The organism is Agrobacterium sp. ES01 (assembly GCF_050320885.1).
Classification (GTDB): Bacteria; Pseudomonadota; Alphaproteobacteria; order Rhizobiales; family Rhizobiaceae; genus Allorhizobium.
Window position 1 is genome coordinate 275,424 of the sequence record NZ_JBNQTH010000004.1, and the last position, 22,913, is coordinate 298,336.

Annotated in this window: 17 protein-coding genes; 8 read left to right on the plus strand and 9 right to left on the minus strand. The window is 58.7% G+C overall.

Annotated elements, in window-relative coordinates; translation table 11 throughout:
• Positions 1-2 precede the first annotated feature (2 nt).
• On the plus strand, positions 3-905 hold the full coding sequence (locus ACQQ2Q_RS14215; RefSeq protein WP_428187753.1) for a DMT family transporter: 903 nt from the start codon (positions 3-5) through the stop codon (positions 903-905).
• Positions 906-910: 5 nt separating this feature from the next.
• Here the strand turns inward: ACQQ2Q_RS14215 and ACQQ2Q_RS14220 are convergent, their stop codons facing one another.
• Positions 911-1,756, minus strand: a complete 846-nt coding sequence (locus ACQQ2Q_RS14220; protein WP_428187754.1) for a LysR family transcriptional regulator — start codon at positions 1,754-1,756, stop codon at positions 911-913.
• 127 nt (positions 1,757-1,883) lie between these two features.
• Between ACQQ2Q_RS14220 and ACQQ2Q_RS14225 the strand changes: the two genes are divergently transcribed.
• The 3 genes from ACQQ2Q_RS14225 to ACQQ2Q_RS14235 all read left to right on the plus strand — a co-directional run bounded on the left by ACQQ2Q_RS14225 (position 1,884) and on the right by ACQQ2Q_RS14235 (position 8,425).
• Positions 1,884-4,334 carry a GcvT family protein gene (locus tag ACQQ2Q_RS14225; protein ID WP_428187755.1) on the plus strand — a complete coding sequence of 817 codons (2,451 nt, stop codon included), beginning with the start codon at positions 1,884-1,886 and terminating at the stop codon, positions 4,332-4,334.
• Between the two features lie 10 nt (positions 4,335-4,344).
• Positions 4,345-6,801 carry a GcvT family protein gene (locus ACQQ2Q_RS14230; RefSeq protein ID WP_428187756.1) on the plus strand — a complete coding sequence of 819 codons (2,457 nt, stop codon included), beginning with the start codon at positions 4,345-4,347 and terminating at the stop codon, positions 6,799-6,801.
• 79 nt (positions 6,802-6,880) lie between these two features.
• On the plus strand, positions 6,881-8,425 hold the full coding sequence (locus ACQQ2Q_RS14235) for a trimethylamine methyltransferase family protein (protein ID WP_428187988.1): 1,545 nt from the start codon (positions 6,881-6,883) through the stop codon (positions 8,423-8,425).
• A gap of 34 nt (positions 8,426-8,459) precedes the next feature.
• Here ACQQ2Q_RS14235 and ACQQ2Q_RS14240 read toward each other — a convergent pair whose 3' ends face one another.
• The 4 genes from ACQQ2Q_RS14240 to ACQQ2Q_RS14255 are packed head-to-tail and all read right to left on the minus strand — an operon-like array spanning position 8,460 to position 11,935.
• Complete coding sequence (locus tag ACQQ2Q_RS14240; RefSeq protein ID WP_428187757.1) at positions 8,460-9,317, minus strand: metal ABC transporter permease; 858 nt, start codon at positions 9,315-9,317, stop codon at positions 8,460-8,462.
• On the minus strand, positions 9,314-10,180 hold the full coding sequence (locus ACQQ2Q_RS14245; protein ID WP_428187758.1) for a metal ABC transporter permease: 867 nt from the start codon (positions 10,178-10,180) through the stop codon (positions 9,314-9,316). The genes ACQQ2Q_RS14240 and ACQQ2Q_RS14245 overlap by 4 nt, the downstream gene beginning before the upstream one ends.
• Positions 10,164-11,051, minus strand: coding sequence for a manganese/iron ABC transporter ATP-binding protein (locus ACQQ2Q_RS14250; protein ID WP_428187759.1), 888 nt, complete (start codon positions 11,049-11,051; stop codon positions 10,164-10,166). Before ACQQ2Q_RS14250 ends, ACQQ2Q_RS14245 begins: the two co-directional genes overlap by 17 nt.
• Positions 11,048-11,935: a metal ABC transporter substrate-binding protein gene (locus ACQQ2Q_RS14255; RefSeq protein ID WP_428187760.1), complete on the minus strand. Its 888-nt coding sequence runs from the start codon at positions 11,933-11,935 to the stop codon at positions 11,048-11,050. Before ACQQ2Q_RS14255 ends, ACQQ2Q_RS14250 begins: the two co-directional genes overlap by 4 nt.
• 214 nt (positions 11,936-12,149) lie before the next feature.
• Here ACQQ2Q_RS14255 and ACQQ2Q_RS14260 point away from each other — a divergent pair, with 214 nt between their 5' ends.
• Complete coding sequence (locus ACQQ2Q_RS14260) at positions 12,150-13,613, plus strand: hypothetical protein (RefSeq protein ID WP_428187761.1); 1,464 nt, start codon at positions 12,150-12,152, stop codon at positions 13,611-13,613.
• A gap of 98 nt (positions 13,614-13,711) precedes the next feature.
• On the opposite strand, the gene lysS is transcribed toward ACQQ2Q_RS14260, so the two are convergent.
• From lysS to ACQQ2Q_RS14280, 4 genes are all read right to left on the minus strand, one after another.
• Positions 13,712-15,205, minus strand: coding sequence for a lysine--tRNA ligase (gene lysS, locus ACQQ2Q_RS14265; protein ID WP_428187762.1), 1,494 nt, complete (start codon positions 15,203-15,205; stop codon positions 13,712-13,714).
• A gap of 96 nt (positions 15,206-15,301) precedes the next feature.
• On the minus strand, positions 15,302-16,759 hold the full coding sequence (gene gltX / locus ACQQ2Q_RS14270; RefSeq protein WP_428187763.1) for a glutamate--tRNA ligase: 1,458 nt from the start codon (positions 16,757-16,759) through the stop codon (positions 15,302-15,304).
• Between the two features lie 461 nt (positions 16,760-17,220).
• Positions 17,221-17,967, minus strand: coding sequence for a TerC family protein (locus tag ACQQ2Q_RS14275; RefSeq protein ID WP_428187764.1), 747 nt, complete (start codon positions 17,965-17,967; stop codon positions 17,221-17,223).
• Between the two features lie 94 nt (positions 17,968-18,061).
• Positions 18,062-18,745, minus strand: coding sequence for a TetR/AcrR family transcriptional regulator (locus ACQQ2Q_RS14280; RefSeq protein WP_428187765.1), 684 nt, complete (start codon positions 18,743-18,745; stop codon positions 18,062-18,064).
• Between the two features lie 130 nt (positions 18,746-18,875).
• Here ACQQ2Q_RS14280 and ACQQ2Q_RS14285 point away from each other — a divergent pair, with 130 nt between their 5' ends.
• The 3 genes from ACQQ2Q_RS14285 to ACQQ2Q_RS14295 all read left to right on the plus strand — a co-directional run bounded on the left by ACQQ2Q_RS14285 (position 18,876) and on the right by ACQQ2Q_RS14295 (position 22,888).
• Positions 18,876-20,084: an HlyD family secretion protein gene (locus ACQQ2Q_RS14285; RefSeq protein ID WP_428187766.1), complete on the plus strand. Its 1,209-nt coding sequence runs from the start codon at positions 18,876-18,878 to the stop codon at positions 20,082-20,084.
• An 11-nt stretch (positions 20,085-20,095) separates the two neighbouring features.
• Positions 20,096-21,691 (plus strand): DHA2 family efflux MFS transporter permease subunit, encoded by a 1,596-nt coding sequence (locus tag ACQQ2Q_RS14290; RefSeq protein ID WP_428187767.1) that lies wholly within the window; start codon positions 20,096-20,098, stop codon positions 21,689-21,691.
• Between the two features lie 171 nt (positions 21,692-21,862).
• Positions 21,863-22,888 (plus strand): LacI family DNA-binding transcriptional regulator, encoded by a 1,026-nt coding sequence (locus tag ACQQ2Q_RS14295; protein WP_428187768.1) that lies wholly within the window; start codon positions 21,863-21,865, stop codon positions 22,886-22,888.
• Positions 22,889-22,913: the final 25 nt, after the last annotated feature.

Below are 22,913 nucleotides of genomic sequence, written 5' to 3' on the forward strand. Positions count from 1 at the left end.
TCATGAAATCCACTCGCCTCGGCTACCTCCTGGCTTTCACGGCCTTCACCGTTTTCGCGATGCAGGACGCAATTTCCAAGCATCTGGGCGACAGCTATTCGCCGGTGGTGGTTGCTTTGGTGCGCTATTGGGCCTTTGCAGCCTTTGCCATCTTCCTTGCGCGCCGCGCGGGTGGCGTGCGCCACAGCCTCAAAACGAAACACCCCGTTTTGCAGACCATTCGTGGCATTCTGCTGGCCGGGCAGATCATCATCTCGGTCGCCGCCTTTCACTACGCGGGACTTGCGCAGTCGCAGGCAATCTTTGCGTCGGGACCTATTATCGTTGCGCTGCTGTCTGTGCCTATTCTTGGAGAAAAGGTTGGTTGGCGTCGGTGGACGGCAATCGGTGTCGGCCTTTGTGGCGTGCTGCTGATCTTGTCTCCGGATTCCAGCGGGCTCAACGTCTATTTCCTGCTGCCTCTGGCAACGGCTTGTGCGGGTGCGCTTTATGGCGTGCTGACGCGGTTGGTCAGCCGAGACGATCCGCCGGTGACCAGTTTCGTCTATATGTGCTTCGTCGGCTTTGTCGGCATCAATCTCATTTCGCCGGCATTCCTGACACCGATTGCGACCGAGGACTGGGGCTGGATGGCCGCCTTGTGCTGCACAGGCATCATCGGTCATTTCTCGCTGATCCGCGCCTATGACAACCTCGATGCCGTGGTTATTCAGCCGATCACCTATTGGCAGCTTGTCTTTGGCTCGACGCTGGCGGTCTTCATCTTTGGCGAAACGCTAACATTCAACATGGTTGCCGGCGCCATCATCGTGGTAGGGGCAGGCCTTTTCACGGTCTGGCGCGAACATGTGCTCAATCGGCGTGCGGCCCTTGAGGCGCGTCAGCAGCAGGCCGCCGCTCGATAGAGAAATCACTGCAAGAGTTGAGAGACGGCATCTATGATGCGCCGGTGCTGATGCGCGTGGCGTGTTCTGATATTGGTTGCCGCATAGACCGGCTGGGGTATCGGCGCGACATCCACCACAATCTGCGCGATGCCATTGTCAGCCAGCTCGCGGGCGGTGACATCGGTTACGAAGGCCGCGCCTCCCATGCTCTTCAACAGGCTGGTCATGGCGACATTCTGGCCCGTAGACAGTGTGGCGCCGACCAGATGGGGTAGCGCTATGCGGTGTGTGCGCTCGAAGGCGGGAGAATAGTGGGTGCTGCGATAGGTCTCCAGCCGCAAGTCTGCGGCAAACGGCGAGAGCGTGCTCACCAGTTGATAGGTGATTTCTCCGATCTTCTCGTAATGCAGGTCGGGCAGGAAATGCGGCGTGTAGAGAACCGCAAGGTCCAGTTCGCCCGATGCCAGATCGCGGTTCATCTGGGTCGAATAATCGACTTCCATGTAAATCGAGGTTGTCGGCAGTTCCTGATGAATCTTGCTCAGCCACGGTCCGGCCAGTTGTTCGGCGACATCCTGCTGCACACCGATGCGGATGGAATGTTCAAAGGCGCCGGCACTTTCAACCGCTCTTGCCGCTTCGTGCCACTGTCTTTGCAGGGCGCGGGCATGGTCGTGAAAACGCAAGCCGGCAGACGTGGGAGCGGTGCCTCCCTTGTTTCTGGAAAACAGGCGCTTGCCAAATTCGGTCTCCAGCGACTTCACCCTGTGGGACACCGTTGACTGGGTTACCCCCATTCGTTCCGCAGTTCGATTGAAGTTGCGGGTTTCCATCAGGTCGAGAAATGTCTCAATCAGGCCAATTTGCATTTTCGCGTCGCTTTTGTGGAAATTTTCCCGCACTGTAATCGAATTTATCGATCAATAAAGCAATTTCATGCGGCTTGATGGAGACCTGTCTGATCTGCGAAGCTTCGCAAAAATGAGGGGCTTTGGAATGGCGGATTTACCGACGCAGGCACGGGTGGTCATCATTGGCGGCGGCGCAGTCGGTGCGTCCGCACTTTACCATCTGGCACTGGCGGGCTGGACGGACTGCGTTCTTCTGGAAAAGAACGAATTGACGGCTGGCTCCACGTGGCATGCGGCGGGCAATGTGCCGACCTTTTCGTCCTCCTGGTCGATCATGAACATGCAGCGCTATTCGGCTTCGCTCTACCGCGATCTGGGTGAGCGGGTCGGTTATCCGATGAACTATCATGTCACCGGGTCGGTACGGCTTGGCCATTCGAACGAGCGGCTGAGAGAGTTCAAGCGCGTGGTCGGCATGGGGCGCTATCAGGGCATGGATCTCGATATCCTGACGCCTGATGAACTCAAGTCGAAATACCCCTTTGCCGAACTGCACGATCTGACCGGTGCCCTTTACGATCCCTATGACGGCGATATCGACCCGGCACAGTTGACGCAGGCGCTGGCCAAGGGCGCGCGCGATCTCGGTGCCAAAGTCGTCCGTTTTTGCCCGGTCACAGCCGCGCGGCGGGAAAACGAGGAATGGGTGCTGTCGACACTGCAGGGCGAGATCCGCTGCGAATATGTCGTCAATGCCGCCGGCTATTACGCGCGCGAAGTGGGCAAGATGTTTGGCCGGGATGTGCCGATGATGGTGATGAGCCATCAGTATATGCTGTTTGAGGCCATTCCAGAGCTTGAAGCCTGGTCGAAAGAAGTGGGGCAGAAGCTTCCACTGATGAGGGACGTCGACAGTTCCTATTATCTGCGGCAGGAAAAATACGGGATGAATCTCGGCCCGTATGAGAAGAACTGCAAGCCGCACTGGGTGACGGCTGACGATCCGATGCCGGAGGATTTTTCCTTCCAGCTTTTCCCCGACGATCTGGAGCGGCTGGAATGGTATCTGAGCGATGCGATTGAGCGCGTGCCGATCCTTGGTACGGCTGGACTGTCGAAAATGATCAACGGGCCGATCCCCTATGCGCCCGATGGTAATCCGCTGATCGGACCGATGCCGGGTGTGCCCAATGCATTCGAGGCTTGCGTGTTCACCTTCGGCATCTGCCAGGCGGGCGGGGCCGGCAAGGTTCTGTCCGAATGGATCACCGAGGGCGAAACCGAATGGGACATGTGGTCCTGCGACCCGCGTCGCTATACGGGTTTTGCCTCAGACAAGGATTACTGCGTCGCCAAGGGCGTGGAAATCTACGGCCACGAATATGCGATGCATTTTCCGAAACATTACTGGCCTGCGGGGCGCGACAGGAAGCTGTCGCCGATCCACGATCGTGTCGCCAGGCTCGGCGCACAGTTCAAGCCGTTCAACGGTTGGGAGCGGGCCATGTGGTACGCAAAGCCGGGTGACGATACGTCGGAAGAGGCGACGCAGACCTGGAGCCGCAATGGGCCGTGGAGCCCCCGTATCGAGGAAGAGTGCCTGGCTGTGAGAGACGCTGCCGGCATTCTCGACCTTCCCGGATTTTCCCGTTTTCGCGTTCAGGGGAAGGGCGCCACCGAATGGCTGTCGTCGATCATCACCGGCAAGGTGCCGAAGCCTGGCCGTATGGGTCTTGCCTATTTCGCCGATGACAAGGGCCGTATTGTTACGGAGATGTCGGTGATGATGCTGGGCGAGGATTTCTTCTTCCTGATCACGGCTGCAACGGCGCAGTGGCATGACCTGGAATGGCTGAAGGCGCTTGTGCCTGCTGGCTCGGCTTTCTCTATCGACGACATGACGGACGCCTTTTCCTGCCAGATCCTGACTGGTCCCGCCGCGCGCAAGATTTTGGCAGAAGTTTGCGACGCTGACCTTTCCAAGGGATGGCTCACTCACCAGTCCTGCCAGATTGCCGGACGCTGGTTGCAGCTGGTGCGCGTCTCCTTTGCCGGTGAACTTGGCTGGGAACTGCACACCAAGATGGACGATACGGCGGCCGTGTTCGACGCGGTGTGGGAGGCCGGGCAGTCCCGTGGGCTCAAGCCATTCGGGATGGAGGCTCTCGATTGCCTGAGGATCGAGAAGGGCTACCGCGCCTGGAAGGGGGATCTCTCAACGGATTACACGGTTTTGCAGGGTGGACTGGAGCGTTTCGTCGACTGGTCCAAGGACGACTTCAAAGGCAAGGTGGCCCTTCTGGCCGAGAAGCAGCACGGCGTTGCCAAGCGCTTTGTGACGCTGTTGGTCGAAGCCGGTGACTGCGATGCGCCCTACATGTCGACGCTCTGGCATGGCGGCAAGGTTGTCGGTGAGACCACCTCCGGAAACTGGGGTTACCGCATCGGAAAATCGGTCGCGCTTGGCATGCTGCGCGCGGATCTGGCGACGGAGGGAACTGAAGTCGAGGTCGAGATTTTCGGAGATCGGTTCAAGGCGGTGGTGCAAGCCGATCAACCGCTCTGGGACCCGACAAATGAAAGATTGAAAGCATGAGATTTGAAGTATGAGCAAGACGATCCCTTCCAAAGCGCGCGCGGTCATTATCGGTGGGGGCGTTTCCGGCTGCTCGGTGGCCTATCATCTGGCCAAGCTGGGCTGGACGGATGTCGTGCTTCTGGAGCGCAAGCAGCTGACGTGCGGGACGACCTGGCATGCCGCCGGGCTGATCGGCCAGTTGCGTTCCAGCCAGAATATGACGCGCCTCGCCAAATATTCGCGCGATCTCTACGTCAAGCTTGAAGACGAGACCGGTATCGGCACCGGCATGAAGCAGAACGGGTCGATCACCGTCGCACTGACCGAAGAACGCAAACAGGAGATCTATCGCCAGGCATCGCTTGCCCGGGCATTCGGGATAGACGTCCAAGAAATCTCGCCCGATGAAGCGAAGGCGATGTATCCGCATTTGAATATCGCCGATGCAGTTGCAGCGGTGCATCTGCCGCTTGATGGGCAATGCGATCCGGCCAATATCGCCATGGCCCTTGCCAAGGGCGCGCGCCAGTTCGGCGCCACGGTCATCGAAGGGGTGCAGGTTGTCGATGTGCTAACCGTGGACGGACGGGTAACCGGGGTCGTATGCGCGCAGAACGGCGAGCAATATACGATCGAGACGGAGCATGTCGTCAATGCGGCTGGCATGTGGGGCCGAGACTTCGCGGCCAAGTCCGGCGTGACTGTTCCACTGCATGCCTGCGAGCATTTCTACATCGTCACCGAACCCGTGGCCGGACTGAAGCAATTGCCGGTGCTGCGCGTCCCCGACGAACAGGCCTACTACAAGGAAGATGCAGGCAAGCTGTTGCTGGGTGCCTTCGAGCTCAAGGCCAAGGCCTGGCCGCCCAAGGGAGAGGCCATTCGCGCCGATTTCTGTTTCGACCAGTTGCCGGATGATTTCGATCACTTTCAGCCGATCCTGGAGATGGCGATCAACCGTTTGCCCATGCTGGAAACGGCCGGCATCCACACATTCTTCTGCGGCCCGGAAAGTTTCACGCCTGATGACCGCTATTATCTCGGGGAGGCACCGGAGCTGAAGGGCTACTGGGTGGCCGCCGGCTACAATTCCATCGGTATCGTGTCCTCTGGCGGTGCGGGTATGGCGCTGGCGCAGTGGATGAACGATGGCGAGCCGCCCTTCGATCTGTGGGAAGTTGATATCCGTCGTGCCCAGCCGTTCCAGAAGAACCGTGCCTATCTTCGCGAACGGGTGACCGAAACGCTGGGTCTGCTTTATGCCGATCATTTTCCCTACCGCCAGATGGAGACGGCACGCGGTGTGCGACGCTCGCCCATTCACGAACATCTGAAAAATCGCGGTGCCGTCTTTGGCGAGGTCGCTGGCTGGGAGCGTGCCAACTGGTTCACCAAAGAGGGGCAGAAACCGGAATACCAATATAGCTGGAAGCGCCAGAACTGGTTTGAAAACCAGCGGGTCGAGCATATGGCAGTGCGCGAGAATGTAGGTCTTTTCGACATGACCTCATTCGGCAAAATCCGGGTGGAGGGACGCGATGCCCTGTCCTTCCTGCAACGGCTGTGCGCCAACCAGATGGATGTGCCGAACGGACGCATTGTCTACACCCAGATGCTGAATGGCAGAGGATGCATCGAGAGCGATCTGACGGTCACACGATTGTCCGAGAGGGCCTTCTTCCTGGTGGTTCCTGCAGCCACGCTGCAGCGCGATCTCGCCTGGCTTCGCCGGCATATTTTAACGGATGAATTCGTTGTCGTGACCGACCTTACGGCTTCAGAAAGCGTGCTATGCGTCATGGGTCCCAAGGCGCGCGATCTGATGGCCAAGGTGAGCCCGGATGATTTATCCAACGCGGCGCATCCCTTCGGTACCGCCCGCGAGATCGAGGTCGGAATGGGGATCGCCCGCGCGCACCGCGTCACCTATGTGGGCGAACTCGGCTGGGAGCTTTATGTATCAACCGATCAGGCCGCGCATGTGTTCGAGGCACTGGAAGAGGCGGGTGCGGATGTCGGCTTGACGCTTTGCGGTCTGCATACGCTCGACAGTTGCCGTATCGAAAAGGCTTTCCGCCATTTCGGTCACGACATCACGGATGAGGATCACGTGCTGGAAGCGGGCCTCGGCTTTGCTGTGAAGACGGCCAAGGGCGACTTCATCGGGCGCGATGCCGTTCTCAGGAAACAGGACGATGGACTGACGCGCCGCATGGTGCAGTTCAGGCTCAAGGATCCCGAGCCGCTGCTCTTTCACAACGAGGCACTGGTGCGCGATGGCAAGATCATCGGTCCGGTGACGTCAGGTAATTACGGTCATTTCCTCGGCGGTGCCATCGGCATGGGCTATGTGCCCTGTGCCGGGGAGACGGCTGCCGATGTTCTGTCGTCCACATACGAAATCGAGATCGCCGGCGAACGGTTCCCGGCGGAGGCATCGCTGAAGCCGATGTATGATCCGAGCGCCGAGCGCGTGCGGGTCTAGGCAGAACCGAACATTTTGGGAGGGTACCATGATTGAAGAACTTGGATCGACTGAGGTGCCCTCCAGCAGCTTGGGGGACATGGGGCCCGGTTGCGCAGTGGTGCCATCGCGTCGCAGCGGCGGACGTGCCGCACGGGTGGCCATGCGCAGTTCACCGCTTGCGGAGAATATCCGGCCGGTTAGACCCGGTCTCTCGGGCGGGCAATACAAACCCCTGACCGACGCCAATGTTCTTCGCATACATGAAGCAGCCCTCGACGCCCTGGAACAGATTGGCCTTGCCAATGCGCCAAAGTCGGGCGTGGAAATCATGACGAAGGCGGGTGCCTTGTTGGGCGATGACGGGCGGCTTCGGTTTCCCCGGGCGCTGGTGGAGGACATGTTGGCGCTTGCCGCGCGCAACCTCACGCTTTTTGGCCGTGATCCAAAGCACGATATGCAGTTGTCCGGCACCCGCGTTCATTATGGAACGGCAGGTGCTGCCGTACATGTAGTGGATTGCGAAAAGCGCGAGTATCGGGAATCGACCTCCAGGGATCTGCTCGATGCTGCCCGTCTGGTGCAGCATCTCGACAATGTGCATTTTTTCCAGCGCGCAATGGTGTGCCGCGATGTCGCGGACAATTTCCTGATGGATATCAACACGCTCTATGCCTGCTGTGCGGGGACGACCAAGCATGTGGGGACGAGTTTTTCCGATCCCGCCCATGTCGAGGGTTGTTTCGATGTCCTGCACATGATCGCAGGTGGCGAGGACAAGTGGCGGGCGCGGCCGTTCGTGTCGAATTCCAACTGTTTCGTCGTGCCGCCCATGAAGTTCGCCGAGGAAAGCTGCATTACCATGGAGGCCTGCATTCGTGCCGGCATGCCGGTGCTGCTGTTATCGGCGGGGCAGGCGGGCGCCACGGCACCGGCTCCTCTGGCCGCTGCCATTGTCCAGGCGGTCGCCGAGTGCCTGGCTGGCGTGGTCTATGTCAATGCCATGGCACCCGGTCACCCGGCGATCTTCGGAACATGGCCTTTCGTTTCGGATCTTCGCACGGGTGCCATGTCGGGCGGGTCAGGCGAACAGGCTTTGCTGACTGCGGGGCTTGCCCAGATGCACCGCTTCTACGATCTGCCGGGCGGTGCGGCTGCCGGTATTGCAGATTCCAAGTTGCCGGACATGCAGGCAGGATGGGAACAGGGAATTTCCAATGTGCTCGCCGGTCTTGCCGGGCTGAACCTCGTCTACGAGTCCGTCGGCATGCATGCCTCGCTGCTGGGCTTTTCGCTGGAAAGTCTTGTTCTGGGTGACGACCTGTTGGGACAGGCGCAGCGGTGTATCCGCGGCATCGATGTGACAGAGGACAGCCTGTCGATCGAGACCATGCGATCGGTGTGTCTGGAGGGCCCCGGCCACTATCTGGGCGACCCGCAGACGCTGGAGCTGATGCAGACTGAATATATCTATCCAGCCGTTGCCGACCGAACGAGCCCCAAGGAGTGGGTGGAGAATGGCCGGCCGGATCTGTTGCAGAAAGCCATTGCCCGGAAGAACCGCATTCTTGAGATCGCTCCGCTTTCGACCATCGATGCCGATGCCGACAGGGCAATCCGGGAGAAATATCAGATCTATTGCTAGCGGCGAAGCGGAGGGCCGAACGCAGATCGTCTGCCTATTTTGCGTTCACAACTGGAGTATCTGTTGCGCGCCCCGCCCGTCGAACGGTCCGGACGAAGGCAAAAATGAAAGTGGCGGTCAAAAGCAGGACGATGGTGGGTGCCGGTGCGCTGTCGAGGATGAAGCTCAGATAGATGCCGAGCAGGGATGATCCGCAGGCAATGGCCACGGAGACGATCAGCATTGCGGTGAACTGTCGCGTCAGAAGGAACGCGATTGCGCCTGGTGCCACCAGCATGGCGACCGAGAAAATGATGCCGACCGCCTTCAGGGCACCGACCACGGTCAGCGAGAGAACAGCCAGCAGCCCATAATGCAGGAAACGCACCGGCAGGCCGATGGCGCGTGCATGCTGAGGGTCGAAGGCATGGACCAACAGATCCTTGCGCCAAAGAACGAGGAAGGCGGTGGCTGCCAATGCAATGAGGCCTGTTTGCAGAAGATCGCTCATCTGAATGCCCAGCATATCGCCAAACAGGATGTGATCGAGATGCACGTCGCTTTCGACATTCAGATAGAGAATGAGGCCAAGCCCGAACATTCCTGAGAAGACAATTCCAAGCACGGTGTCTTCCTTGATGCGGCTGTTTTCCTTGAGGTAGCCGGTGGCAACCGCACAGACCATGCCCGCCGCAAAGGCTCCCAGTGCCAGTGGCAGGTTGAGCATATAGGCAAGGACGATGCCCGGCAGGACCGCATGGGACACCGCATCTCCCATCAGCGACCAGCCTTTCAACACGAGAAAGGCAGACAGGATCGACATCGGGATGACGATCATCAGCGTGACGAGAAAAGCTGTCTGCATGAAGGGCAGTTGAAAGGGCAAGAGGGCAAAGGCCAGGGTATCGCTCATGTGTTCCCCGCTTTTGTGCCGAGCGCGCGCCTCGCCTTGCGCCGGCTGGCGAGGAGACCGTGCTTGGGCGCAAAGACGAAGGCTGAAAGAAAGATCAATGTTTGCAGCACGACAATGATGCCGCCGGTTGCGCCGTCGAGAAAGTAGCTCGCATAGGCGCCGACGAGACTGGTGGCAGCTCCTATTGCTGCGGCCAGCACAATCAGCCTCTGAAAGCGATCTGTCAGCAGATAGGCTGTCGCCCCCGGTGTCACCACCATGGCGATAACGAGGAAGGCGCCAACGGTTTGAAGTGCCGCGACGGTCGAGGCCGCAAGGAGAGTGAAGAACAGGCCCTTGAGAAAATCAGGCCTGAGACCGATTGAACGGGCGTGATTTTCATCGAAGAAGACCGCCATCAGGTCCTTCCACTTGAATGCCAGAATGACAAGCGTGACGCTGCTGATCAGCACGAGCTGAAGCGTATCGGCAGGCGTGATCGCCAGCACATTACCCATGATGATCGTCTGGATGTTCACCGGCACCGGCGAGACGGAAACCATGAACAGGCCAAGGCCAAAGAAGGAAGTGAAGATCAGACCGATGATGGCATCTTCCTTCAGGCGGGTCCGCTGGTTGAGAAAGAGCATGGCTATGGCGGCAAGACCGCCGGATAGAAACGCGCCGAGTGCAAAGGGCAGGCCGAGCATGTAAGCACCGGCCACGCCGGGTACGATGGAATGCGAAAGCGCGTCGCCAATCAGCGACCAGCCCTTGAGCATCAGATAGGCGGAGAGAAAGCCGCAGACGCCACCGACCAGCGCACTGACCCAGATGGCATTGACCATATATTGATAGCTGAAGGGCTCAAGAAGAACGCTCATTGTTCCCCTCACCAGTGCGCGGTTCGCCGTAGATCACGAAGGGGCGTTCGTCGTCGGTGATGACCGTCAGTTCGCGCCGGTCAGCATCGTCGTGCAAGTCGCGACCGCCGAGAACGAAATGACGCAGCACGCCGCCGAAGGCATTCTTCAGGTTCTCTTCGGTGAAGGTGTCAGCGGTCAAACCGGCGGCCAGGACGGTCCCCTTGACGAAGACGGTGCGGTCGCAGAAATCCGGGACGCTGCCGAGATTGTGGGTCGAGACCAGCATGATCCGACCCTCGCGGCGCAGTTCACCCAGCAATGCGATAATCTGCTCTTCGGTGGTGACGTCGACCCCGGTAAACGGCTCGTCGAGCAGGATCACCTGGCCTTCCTGTGCCAGCGCCCGTGCCAGAAACACGCGCTTGCGCTGGCCGCCGGACAATTCGCCGATCTGGCGTTTGCGATAGTCGATCATGCCGACGCGCTTGAGGGCGTCATCGACCAGAGCACGGTCGCGCTTGCCGGGGATGCGCATGAAGTTCATATGGCCGTAGCGCCCCATCATCACGACATCCTCGACAAGGACCGGGAAATTCCAGTCCACCTCTTCGCTTTGCGGAACATAGGCGATGAGATTTTTGGCGAGTGCTTCTCGTACCGGCATGCCGAGAATGGAGATTGCCCCTTCGGCCAGCGGCACAAAGCCCATGATGGCCTTGAACAGGGTCGACTTGCCGGCACCATTCACACCGACGAGTGCAGTTATGGTTCCATTCGGTATCGAAAAGCTCGCATTTTTCAGCGCCGTGTGTCCATTGCGGTAGGTCACGGAGATTTTGCTAACCGATAGCCCCGCGCCCTTCTTGCGCGTCCCCCCGGACATGATCATTGCGACAGACCTTTCACGATCGTCGAGACGGTCACCTTGAGGAGGTCAATATAGGTCGGTACAGGTCCGTCTTCGCTGCTGAGTGAATCCACATAGAGCACTCCGCCATAGCGGGCACCGGTTTCGGATGCGACCTGCCGGGCCGGCTTGTCGGAAACGGTACTTTCGGAGAAGATGGCGACGACCTCGTGTTCGCGCATGGCGTCGATGATGGCGCGGACCTGCTGGGGGGTGCCCTGGCTGTCGGCGTTGATCGGCCAGAGGAATAGTTCTCTCAAACCCAGATCTCGTGCAAGATAGGAGAAGGCCCCTTCGCTGGTCGCCAGCCAGCGGCGATCTTGCGGCAGGCTGTCAATCGCCTGTTTGAGCGGATCGATCTCAGCCTTGATCCTGGCCGTGTAGGCCTTGGCATTGGCAGCATATGTGTCGGCATTGGCCGGGTCGGCATCGCTGAGCGCCTTGCGTATGTTGTCGACATAGATCACGGCATTGTCGGGAGACATCCAGGCATGCGGATTGGGCTTGCCATCATAGGCGCCGCCGGAAATGCTCATCGGATCTATGCCGTCACTGACGACGGCGCTTGGCACGTCCCGCAGATTGGTAAGGAACTTTTCAAACCAGCGCTCGAGGTTCAGCCCGTTCCACAGGACCAGACCTGCGCCGCTTGCCTTCAGGATATCGCGGGGCGTCGGTTGGTAGTTATGAATTTCCGCATCGGGTTTCAGAAGGCTGTCGACGTCGGCTGCGTCCCCCGCCACATTCTTTGCCATATCAGCGATCACGGTGAAGGTGGTGATGACCTTCAGCCGCTCAGTGGCCTGTGCCTTCAAGGGCGTGATGCAGGTGGCGAGAGCAAACAGGATCGCCAGCAGTCTGGGCATGCATTTCTCCGCTTTTGCGACTTATTTGCATTTAACCTATGCCCAATTTCTGTGTTGTCAAGTCAGTTGCGAGCGGTTCGCAAAAGCGAAAACTCGAGTTGTGCCAAAAAAGCAGACGGGGAGTGTGCTCATCAGTCCGCAGGTTAAACCTTCCTCAAGAGAAAGCTGTCAGGGTCTGCGCCAAGTATAGCGTAAATCAGTGGAGTGGCCTCAATTGGGTATGCCCAGCGTAAAGGGTCTTTTCGGGCGCATTCATCTGTCCCGGAAACTGGTCATTGTTGTCGGAGGCGTTCTGGTGCTGCTGGGCGGCACCGGCGCTGCTGCCGTGTTTATCGGTGCCGACACATTGCTTGGTCCATCCTATGCCGAATTGAATGGCATGGCCTGCACTGAGATCAAGACCGTCCAGATTACCAAGAAAGACCGCTTTTGGATCCGCAAATATGTGTCGACCGAGCCAGGTGACGGTCTGGCGCGGGTCAAGACCGCCTTGCGTGTGGCCGCTGCCGTCTATGAAGCCGAGAAACCGGATCTCGTTCAAGTCGTGGTTCTCGACAAGAATGGTCCGACAGACCGCGCCGGCATGCGTGGCCGCGCAATCGGTGCCGATGTTGTCTATATTCCCGACCCCAGCAAAGTGCCGGAAGAAGCCGGTACGGAAAAACTGACCGCGCGTTTCGTCGACAAACAGGCCAGCGCCGATGGCCAGTTTTATGGCGAGCGTCTGTCGCTACCGGAGGCAGAGATCGACGCGCTGTTTGCCAAGCTTGACGATCGTACCGATTGCATCAAGCCCGAGGTCGAGACCGAGGGTGACCATGGTGCGGTGGCAGGCCACGGCGAAGCACCTGCCGGACATGGTGAGGCAGCGGCGGGTCACGGTGAAGCTGCAGGGCACGGAGAAGATGCGGGCGCCGGCCATGGCGAAAGCGATGGTCACGCCACGGACAGCGGCCATGGGGACGCTGCACCCGCCGAAGGCGGCCATGAGGTTGACGCCTCCCATGGTGAACCTGCGCCAGCGGAAAGCGGCGGATGGTTCGCATCGATCAAGGGCATGGTTTTTGGCGGAGAGGACGCTCCGGCTGAAGCGCATGGGGTAGACGGATCAGAGGGTGCTGCGCCGGTGGCCCATGGTGAGGCTCCGGCCGATCATGGCACGGTGCCGCATGGTGATGCTCAGGGTGTGTCAATTGAGAAGTCTCCTCATGGCGAAACGGCGCATGGTGAAACTGCCCATGGAGAGCCATCCAGCGGCCACGAGCAGCCCGCGGAAGCCAATGACCACCCAACCGTGAGCGATGCAGAGGCACCCGTCGAAGAAGCTAAGGCTGCAGATACCGGTCATGACGCCGAACCTGCTGCCGAGGACGGCAAGGGTTGGCTCGGTTCATTGAAAGATATGGTCTGGAGCAATAGCGGCGACCATGAGGGTGAGCTTCCGGAAGAAGTGATGGCTAAGGATGTGCCGGAAGCTGGCGGTGACGCGGATCAAGCGGGAGCGGCCTGGCTCGCCAAGCTGAAGCGTAAGGCCGCGGCCGATGCCGAAAAGCTGTCGGACGATACGGCGCATAATGAGCCCTCGACTCCTGACGTCCCGGCAGAAGATTCCGATTATCTACCGCCCAAGGCGAGCAATTCCGCTCATGACGAGGCGACCGCAGACTCGGGTCACTGAAGGCTCTGCACGGCATTTTACACGCCCTCATGATCCAACAAAAAAGGCTTCTTCCCGACGGGAAGAAGCCTTTTTCAGTTCAGCATGCTGTGGCGAACTCAGTCCCTGGCGCGGCGTGCCGGGAAGAGGATCACGTCGCGGATCGACGGCGCATTGGTCAAGAGCATGATCAGGCGGTCGACGCCAATGCCGAGACCGCCGGCGGGCGGCATGCCCTGATCGATGGCGTCGAGGAATTCGTCGTCGAGCTGCTTTTCCGTCTCGCCGCGGGCATGAGCCTGTTCCAGCTGATCCACCATGCGGCGGCGCTGTTCTTCCGGATCATTCAGTTCGGAGAAGGCATTGCCCAGTTCCCAGGCGTTGCAATAGGTCTCGAAGCGCTCGACCAGGCGCGGTTCGCCCGGCACTTCCTTGGCAAAGGGCGAGATGTCCTTGGGGAAATGCGTGACGTGGCTCGGCTGGATCAGCGTGCCTTCGACCTTTTCCTCGAAGATGAAGGCAAGGCATTCGCCCCAGGTCCAGTCCTTCTCGACCTCGAAGCCGGCGGCCTTGGCGGCAGCGCGGGCTTCTTCATCCGTCTTCATCGCAAGGAAATCGATGCCGGTCACGTCCTTGACGGCTTCGGGCATCGGCACGCGCTTGAAGGGACCCTTGAACGAGATCTGGTGTTCGCCATAGGCAAATTCGGAAGAGCCGTGGATCTTGATCGCCAGGCTCTCGAACAGCCGCTCGACGAGATCCATGATGTCCTCGTAGTCGGCATAGGCCCAGTAGCATTCCATCATGGTGAATTCAGGATTGTGCCGGGTGGAGACGCCTTCGTTGCGGAAGTTGCGGTTGACCTCGAACACCTTGTCGGTGAGGCCCGAGACCAGCGTGCGCTTCAAAAACAGTTCCGGCGCGATACGCAGATACATGTCCTGCTTCAGCGTATTGTGGTGGGTCTTGAACGGATCGGCCGAGGCACCGCCATAGACCGAATGCAGCATCGGCGTTTCGACTTCCATGAAGCCGTCGTCTTCCATGAAGCGACGCACGCCGGAGATGATCTGCGAGCGCTGCTGGAAGCGCAGCTTGGAGTCGTCATTGCTGAGGATGTCGAGGTGGCGCTTGCGATAGCGGATTTCGACGTCGGCAATGCCGTTCCACTTCTCCGGCATCGGAAGAAGCGTCTTGGTCAGCATGGTGATTTTCTGGGCGTTGACCGTCAGTTCGCCCCGCTTGGTGCGGCGCACGACGCCGGTCACGCCTATGATGTCACCGAGATCGATCATCGGCAGCAGTTCGCGGGCTTCCTCAGGTGTGGTGTCCTTGTGGGAGAAGACCTGGATCTTGCCCGAGGCGTCGCGAAGATCGATGAACATGCCCGAATTGCGCGCGGAAAAGACGCGGCCGGCAATGGTCACGACGTCACCGGTTTCGGTGTCGTCTGCGAGATCCGCATATTTCTCCGCCAGTTCCGCATTGGTGATGGTGCGGTGAAAATGGGCCGGATAAACGTCGCCGATCTTCTCGCGCAACTGGGCGAGTTTCTGACGGCGGACCTCTGTCGGGTCGGAGGAAAGTGCGGTGTCTGTCTTCTGGTCGGTCATATCGGTCTCGCCTATCGGGCAATTGTCTCGTTTGCGTTCCAGCGCTGCCTTCGCGGCTGGTTCTGTCTGGCCCTGCCCTTGTGGGGAGGGGCTTTTTTACTGCGCGGCCACCATTGCGGCCACGACCTTTTCGGCGGTCTTCAAGCGCTGGCGCACGACCGAGCGGCCGAGGATGTCCATGCTGTCAAACAGTGGCAGCGAGCGCGAGGTGCCGGACATGGCGACGAAGAGTGGAGCAACGACGATGCGCAGCTTCTTGTCCATTTCTTCGGAGAGCTCGCGCAGGCACTGCTCGATCGTCTCGACATTCCACTCGATCAGCTTTTCCAGCGCCGGCTGGACGGCCTTCAAGATCTCCAGCGTTTCTTCCGGCGAGGTCTTCTTGAGCGCGGCAAAGGCTTCCGGCTTCGGCTCCATATCGGACTGCAGAAGGAAGCCGGCCAGGTTCGGGATCTCGCCCAGCTTGGAGATGCGCGACTGCGAGAGCTTCAGGCCGGCCTTCAGGCGTTCATTCTCCATCGCCCAGTTGAGCGTGCGGGAGATGAACTCCTCTTCGGAGAGCCTTTCGCGCAGCCAGCGGCCGTTCAGCCAGTCGAGTTTCTGGATGTCGAAGATGGCACCGGCCTTGGAGAGATTTTCGGGATCGAACTGAGCGGCCAGTTCCTCCATATCCAGCACTTCCTCGCCTTCACCGATCTGCATGAAGAACAGGCCGAGGAAGTTCATCAGTGCTTCCGGCAGATAGCCGAGCGCCGAATAGTAGGAAATCGATGTCGGGTTCTTGCGCTTCGACAACTTCGACTTGTCGGCATTGCGCATCAGCGACAGGTGCATGAAGGTCGGTTCCTGCCAGCCGAAATACCGGTAGAGCAGGATGTGCTTGGGCACAGACGACAGCCACTCCTCGCCGCGGGCGACATGGGTGATCTTCATCGCATGGTCGTCGATAACATTGGCCATGTGATAGGTCGGCATGCCGTCGCCCTTGACCAGAACCTGCATGTCGACAGAGTCATACGGGATCGAGACCGGACCATAGACGCCATCGGTAAAGTCGCAGGATCCTTCGGTCGGGATCTTCATGCGGATGACGGAGCTTTCGCCCGCTTCCATCTTGGCGGTCACTTCTTCCGCCTTCAAATGTAGGCAGAAGCCGTCGTATTTGGGTGCCTTGCCGGCGGCACGCTGGGCGTCGCGCATCTGCTCCAGACGTTCCGGGGTGCAGAAGCAACGGAAGGCATGACCCTTGTCGAGCAGCTCCTGCGCATAGGGCTGGTAAAGATCCTTGCGGTCGGACTGGCGGTAGGGACCGTAGGGGCCGCCGACGTCCGGGCCTTCCTTCCAGTCGAGACCGCACCACTTCAATGCATCCAGCACCTTCTGCTCGAATTCGAGCGTGGAGCGTGTTGCATCGGTGTCTTCGATACGCAGGATGAATTCGCCGCCGTGTTTCTTGGCGAAGAGATAGTTGAACAGAGCGATATAGGCGGTGCCGACATGCGGTTCGCCTGTGGGAGAGGGTGCGATACGGACGCGGACGCCGGAAGTGGTCATGGGTTTTTGCTCTTGCTGACGTGCGGGCAACACAGAGGCAGTGCCAAAGGTCGCGGGAAATCGGTTGAATTGCGGAGCAGGCGGCAAGCAAATGGCGGCTTTTCCGCGCTCTTCCGTTCGGCTGGCCTTAGGCCACATTCAAGGGGGTACGTCAAGGGAAAGCGCCGCAACGGTGCCTTTGCGGATTGCCTTCAACGAGCAAAAAAACGTGCTCTTGAAAAAAATCTCATTTTTCCCGGAACCTTTTTTTCGCACCCGCATTATCTGCTCAGTGTGTTGCCGGTCGCAACTGCGAAGACGGTGAAAATCAAGACGGCGTTTCGTCATCCTGTTTTTCTTCGTGTTCAAGGAAGCGGTAGTCGAGAGCCCCCCACTTGGACTATCGGCGACACCTATACCCAAAGTCCCCGCCCTGAAAAGCCTGCATCCGCCAATGCAGGCTTTTCTCTTTTTGGGTCAGCTTACTGTCTCGATTTGTCAGAGCGGCGTTTGCGGCGTGCGAGCATATTGAGCCCTTCCACCAGACCGGAAAAGGCCATGGCTGCATAGATGTAGCCCTTGGGCACATGGAAGCCCATGCCATCGGCGATCAGCGTCATACCGATCATCAGCAGGAAGCCGAGCGCGAGCATGACGATCGTCGGGTTCTTTTCAATGAAGTTGGCAAGCGGCGTTGCAGCAACCAGCATGACGGTGACGGCGACGATGACCGACGTGACCATGATCGGTAAATGATCGGTCATGCCGACGGCCGTAATGATGCTGTCGACGGAGAAGACCAGGTCAAGAATGAGGATCTGGCCGATGGCCGCAGTCAGTGTGGTCGTGGCCGAGGAGGCGATGAAATCTTCCTTGTCGTCTTCCGGATCGACATTGTGGTGTATTTCCTTGGTGGCCTTCCAGACGAGGAACAGTCCGCCTGCAATGAGGATCAGGTCCTTCCAGGAATAGCCATGACCAAAGGCCGTGAACAGGGGTGCTGTCAGTTGAACAATCCAGGCGACCGTTCCCAGCAGAAGAAGCCTTAACACCAGAGCAAGACCAATGCCGACGCGCCTGGCTGGCACGCGCTGTGCTTCGGGCAGCTTGTTGGTGAGGATGGAGATAAAGACCAGATTGTCGATGCCGAGCACGACTTCCATAACGACGAGCGTCAGAAGCGCTATCCACGCAGCAGGGTCTTGAACAAGGAGCACAATATCCTGCATGAAATCCGATCCGGTTGCTTGTCGCACGGATCTAGCATGGATTACTTAAGGTGCAAAGGCGATGTCGCGGCAACGTGGCCGAGCGCAGCCTGCGTCAGGGCTTGCGGGTATAGAACCGCATGAACATGTCTACCGCCCGCGACACATAGCGATGCACTTCTTTGTCAGGCGGAGTGGCCAAAATCTCATCCAAAAGGCGGCTTTTGAAAAATGTCGCGCTGCAGGCGTCGATGAACTGGCGTGCTGCAAGCTCCCTGTCGTCGATATCCAGGCGCGCCTTGACATCGGGCCGATTAAAAAATTCTATCAGAACCGTCACTGCATTGATCGGCGAGGCCGCGAAGAAGTTTTTGCATAGGCCGGGCATCCGGTCGATCACGCCCAGCAAGGTGCGCATGGCCGGGACCATTCCGGTGCCTGTCATCTGTGTGACGAAGGTTATTCCGAACTGGTAGAGAGCATCGGCCACATCGTTGCTTTCCGCTATCACGTCGCGCAGCTTCATGCTGAACAAGCTCTTCTCGCGATTGATCAATGCAGCGAAAAGTTCTTCCTTGCTGCTGAAATAGACGTAGACGGTTCCTTTCGAAACACCCGCCTCTCGTGTCACGTCGTTCATGCTTGCGGCATCGAAGCCAAGTCGCATGAAGACGGATTTCGCACCGTCGAGTATCTGCTCGCGCTTGACCGGATCCTCGCCCGCTGCATAGCGGCCTTGCCCTTGCGAAGGCTTGTCCTGCGAGGCGTCGGGATTGGCTTTTTTTGGTATTCCGCTCATTGGATACTCGTTCGTTAACTTTTTGGAACGTTTCAATTAGATAATGCTTGATATGGGCGAGTAATATGACTATGTCAATCGAACCGAACGGTTTAGTTCGAATTAGTTTCTCCTCAATTGGTCCGAGATCATGTCCATCAACAACAGAAATGCCGCAATTCGTCCCGTGAGCGCAGTTGAGACTGTCGATCAAACGGATAACGTCCAAAACGATGCGGCCCGGGCCGATGCCGGCGCGCCCGTCGATCAGACGACGGTTCAGGCGAAGCAGCCGGCAGCGCCGGCCAAGAAAAAGCGTAGCAGCCTGATCATGCCGGTCATCGTTATCGCGCTTCTCGGTGGCGCTGGCTGGTATGGCTATAACTGGTTTACCGACTATCGTTTCCAGATCTCGACCGATGACGCCTATATACAGGGAGATATCGCCGAGATCTCGCCGAAGGTGTCCGGATATGTCGCATCGGTTGCCGTGCAGGATAACCAGCACGTCAAAAAGGGCGATGTTCTCGTTACTCTCGATGATGGCGACTACAAGATTGCTGTGGAACAGGCCAAGGCGCAGCTGAATAGCGCGCAGCTGACCGTTGATCGTATCGACGCCCAGATCAAGGGCGGCGATGCAGCGCTTGCGCAGGCCAAGGCTCAGAGAGAAGCATCCGACGCCAGCCTTGACCTGGCACAGCTGTCCTTCGACCGTGTCACCAATCTGCAGAAGCAGAAGGTTGTCTCGACAGCCGATCTCGACAGTGCGAAGTCGACGCTTGCCCAAGCAAAGGCCAATGTCACCGGAGCTGACGCCAATATCGCATCTGCCGAAGCGCAGATTGCTGTTTTTAAGGCGCAGCGCGCCGAGGCCGAAGCATCCGTGCACTCCGCGGAAATTTCGCTGCAGCAAGCAGAGCGCAATCTCGATTTCACGGTTTTGAAGGCGCCCTATAACGGCATTGTCGGCAATCGCTCCGTCCAGATCGGCGATCTTGTCTCCAGTGGCCATCAGTTGATGGCGCTTGTGCCGACCGAAGATTTGTATGTCGCTGCGAACTTCAAGGAAACACAGCTTGACGGTCTGGTGCCGGGTTCAAAGGTGAGAGTTGTGGCCGACGCCTATCGAGACGATCCGATTGAGGGAACGGTCGAGTCAATCTCGCCAGCGTCCGGTTCGGTCTTCTCTCTGTTGCCACCCGAAAACGCCACCGGCAACTTCACAAAGATCATTCAGCGCATTCCTGTTCGCATTTCTCTGCCTAAGGAAGCGCTTGAAAGCGGTCGTCTGCGGGCGGGCCTGAGCGTGGTTGTCGATGTCGACAAGCGGACGGCTCCGAAAAGCGCGACCGAGTAAAGAGGTCAGTCATGGCTGAGACTGCTAATCCTGCTGCGGGCGTGGCATCGACCGCGCCTGCCGACGAAGCTATGGATCCACGCAAGCTGATTGCCTTCTTCGCGATGGTGCTTGGCATGTTCATGTCGATCCTCGACATCCAGATCGTCTCGGCCTCACTATCTGAAATCCAGGCAGGCCTGTCGGCCGGATCCGACGAGATCGCCTGGGTGCAGACTTCCTATCTGATCGCCGAGGTGATCATGATCCCTCTGTCGGGCACCCTGGCGCGCATCGTCTCGACGCGCTACCTCTTTGCGTTTTCGGCTGCCGGTTTTACCGCGGCGAGCGCGCTGGCCGCGACAGCGACCAATATCGACCAGATGATCGTCTACCGGGCGATCCAGGGTTTTATCGGCGGTGGCATGATCCCTTCGGTGTTTGCTGCTGCCTTCACGATCTTCCCGCCGTCCAAGCGCAATATCGTCTCGCCGATCATCGGCCTGATTGCCACGCTGGCGCCTACCATCGGCCCGACCGTCGGCGGCTATCTGTCCAATGCATTTTCCTGGCACTGGCTGTTCCTCGTCAATATCGTGCCGGGGATCATCGTGACCATCGTCACGTATAATTTCATCGACTTCGACAAACCCGACCTGAAGCTCTTCAAACGGTTCGACTGGTGGGGTCTGGCAGCAATGGCGATCTTCCTTGGCGCGCTGGAATATGTTCTGGAAGAGGGCAATGCCAATGGCTGGTTCAACGATGAAATGATTATGCTGGCCGCAATCGCATCGGCGATCGGTTGCATCATTTTCTTCTACCGGGCTTTTACCGTGGATTTTCCGGTCGTCGATCTGACCGCTTTTGCCAACCGCAACTTCACCTTCGGATCGATATTCTCCTTCGTGATGGGAATTGGTCTGTATGGCTTGACCTATATCTATCCCGTCTATCTGAGCGCTATCCGCGGTTATGATGCGTTGATGATCGGGGAGACCATGTTCGTCTCCGGTCTCGCCATGTTCATGACTGCGCCGATTGCGGGTCGGTTGGCGTCCCTTCTCGATTTGCGCTTGATGATGGCGATCGGCTTTGTCAGCTTTGCTGCCGGCACCTATCTGATGACCGGTATTACCGCTGACTGGGATTTCTGGGAGCTCTTCATTCCCCAGATCCTGCGTGGCTTTGGCCTGATGATGTGCATGGTGCCGATCAACAATATTGCGCTTGGCACCCTGTCTCCACAAAAGATCCGCGGTGCGTCGGGGCTTTTCAACCTCACGCGTAACCTCGGCGGGGCTGTCGGTCTGGCGATCATCAATACGATTTTGACCACGCGTCAGGATGTGCATTACCAGCGTCTGCGCGAAGGCGTGGAATGGGGCAAGCCCGCTGCAGAAAACATGCTGACCGACCTGACCAACAAATTCAATGCGCTTGGCATGGACGGTCCGACCATCGCCATCAAGAAGATGGTCGGCATGGTCACGCAGCAGGCCGTCGTCATGTCTTTCTCGGATGTGTTTCTGCTTTTGACGGTGCTGTTCTCGCTGATGATCCTCGGCGTCTCCTTCATCGACAAGCCGGCGCCGCAGGGCAGTGCGTCGGGTGGCGGAGGCCACTGACCGCGCGCACGTATCCCACGCTATCCACCGCCTGCAAGCAAGCCGTCGTCCCCCTGAGGGGCGGCGGCTTGTTTGCTTGCGAAAGCGCTGGATCAGTCTCACTCTGCGCATTTGCAGATTTTTGATTTACGTACCTCAAAAACTTCGTTACAGGTGTGCGCCGGAGGAGACATGAAACCAACGGTGCATGATATTGCGGCCCATGCCGGCGTGAGCCTGGCAACGGTTGACCGTGTCTTGAACGACCGTCCGGGCGTGCGAGAAGTCACAAGGGTCAAGGTCGAGGAGTCGATTTCGGCGCTGGGTTTCGTGCGCGACGTGAATGCCGCCAATCTGGCGAAGAGCCGCAGCTATTCCTTCGTTCTGATTTTGCCGACCGGCAATAATTCCTTCATGGAGGCGCTGAGAGCCGAAGCAATGGAAGCGGCACAGCGGGCAAAGTTCGAACGAACGTCGATCCGCATCGTCGATGTCCGTGCCTTCGATGCCAAGTCGCTTGCAGCCATCCTGGATGGACTTGCCGAAGAAAGGCCCGATGGCGTGGCGCTCGTGGCGGTGGAGTCGCCCGTCGTCGCAGCCGCGATCGACCGTCTGGCGGAACAGGGTATCGCCTGCGTTACCCTCGTTTCCGATCTTCTCGGCTCCAAACGGGTGCATTATGCCGGCATCGACAATCTGGCGGCCGGCCGAACAGCGGCCAGCCTACTCGGACGATTTTTGCGAGACCGCCGTGGATCGGTCGCGGTGCTGGCCGGTTCCATGCTGGTACGTGACCATCGCGAACGTCTGGAAGGTTTCTCAGCCGTCCTCAATACGGAGTTTCCAAAGCTTAATATCCTGCCAATTCTCGAAGGCTGGGACGAGCCCGAGCGGGCCGAGCGGATGGTGTCCTCAGCGCTTGGCGAACATCGCAATATTCTGGGTCTTTACAGCCTGGGTGCCGGTAATCGCGGTCTTGTAAGGGCAATATCGGCGCGTAGCGAAGGCGAACATATTTCCGTCATCGTCCACGAGTTGACCAATACCACGCGCGAAGCACTGAAGAGCGGCGTCATCGATGCGGTGCTGAACCAGGATCCTGGCCATGAAATTCGCAGCGCCATTCGCGTGCTCACGGCGAAAGCCGACAATCTTCAGATCGTGGCAGCGCAAGAGCGCATTCGCCTCGACATCTTCTTGAGAGACAATCTGCCGTAAGGGCAAAGACAAATTAGGGAGTAAG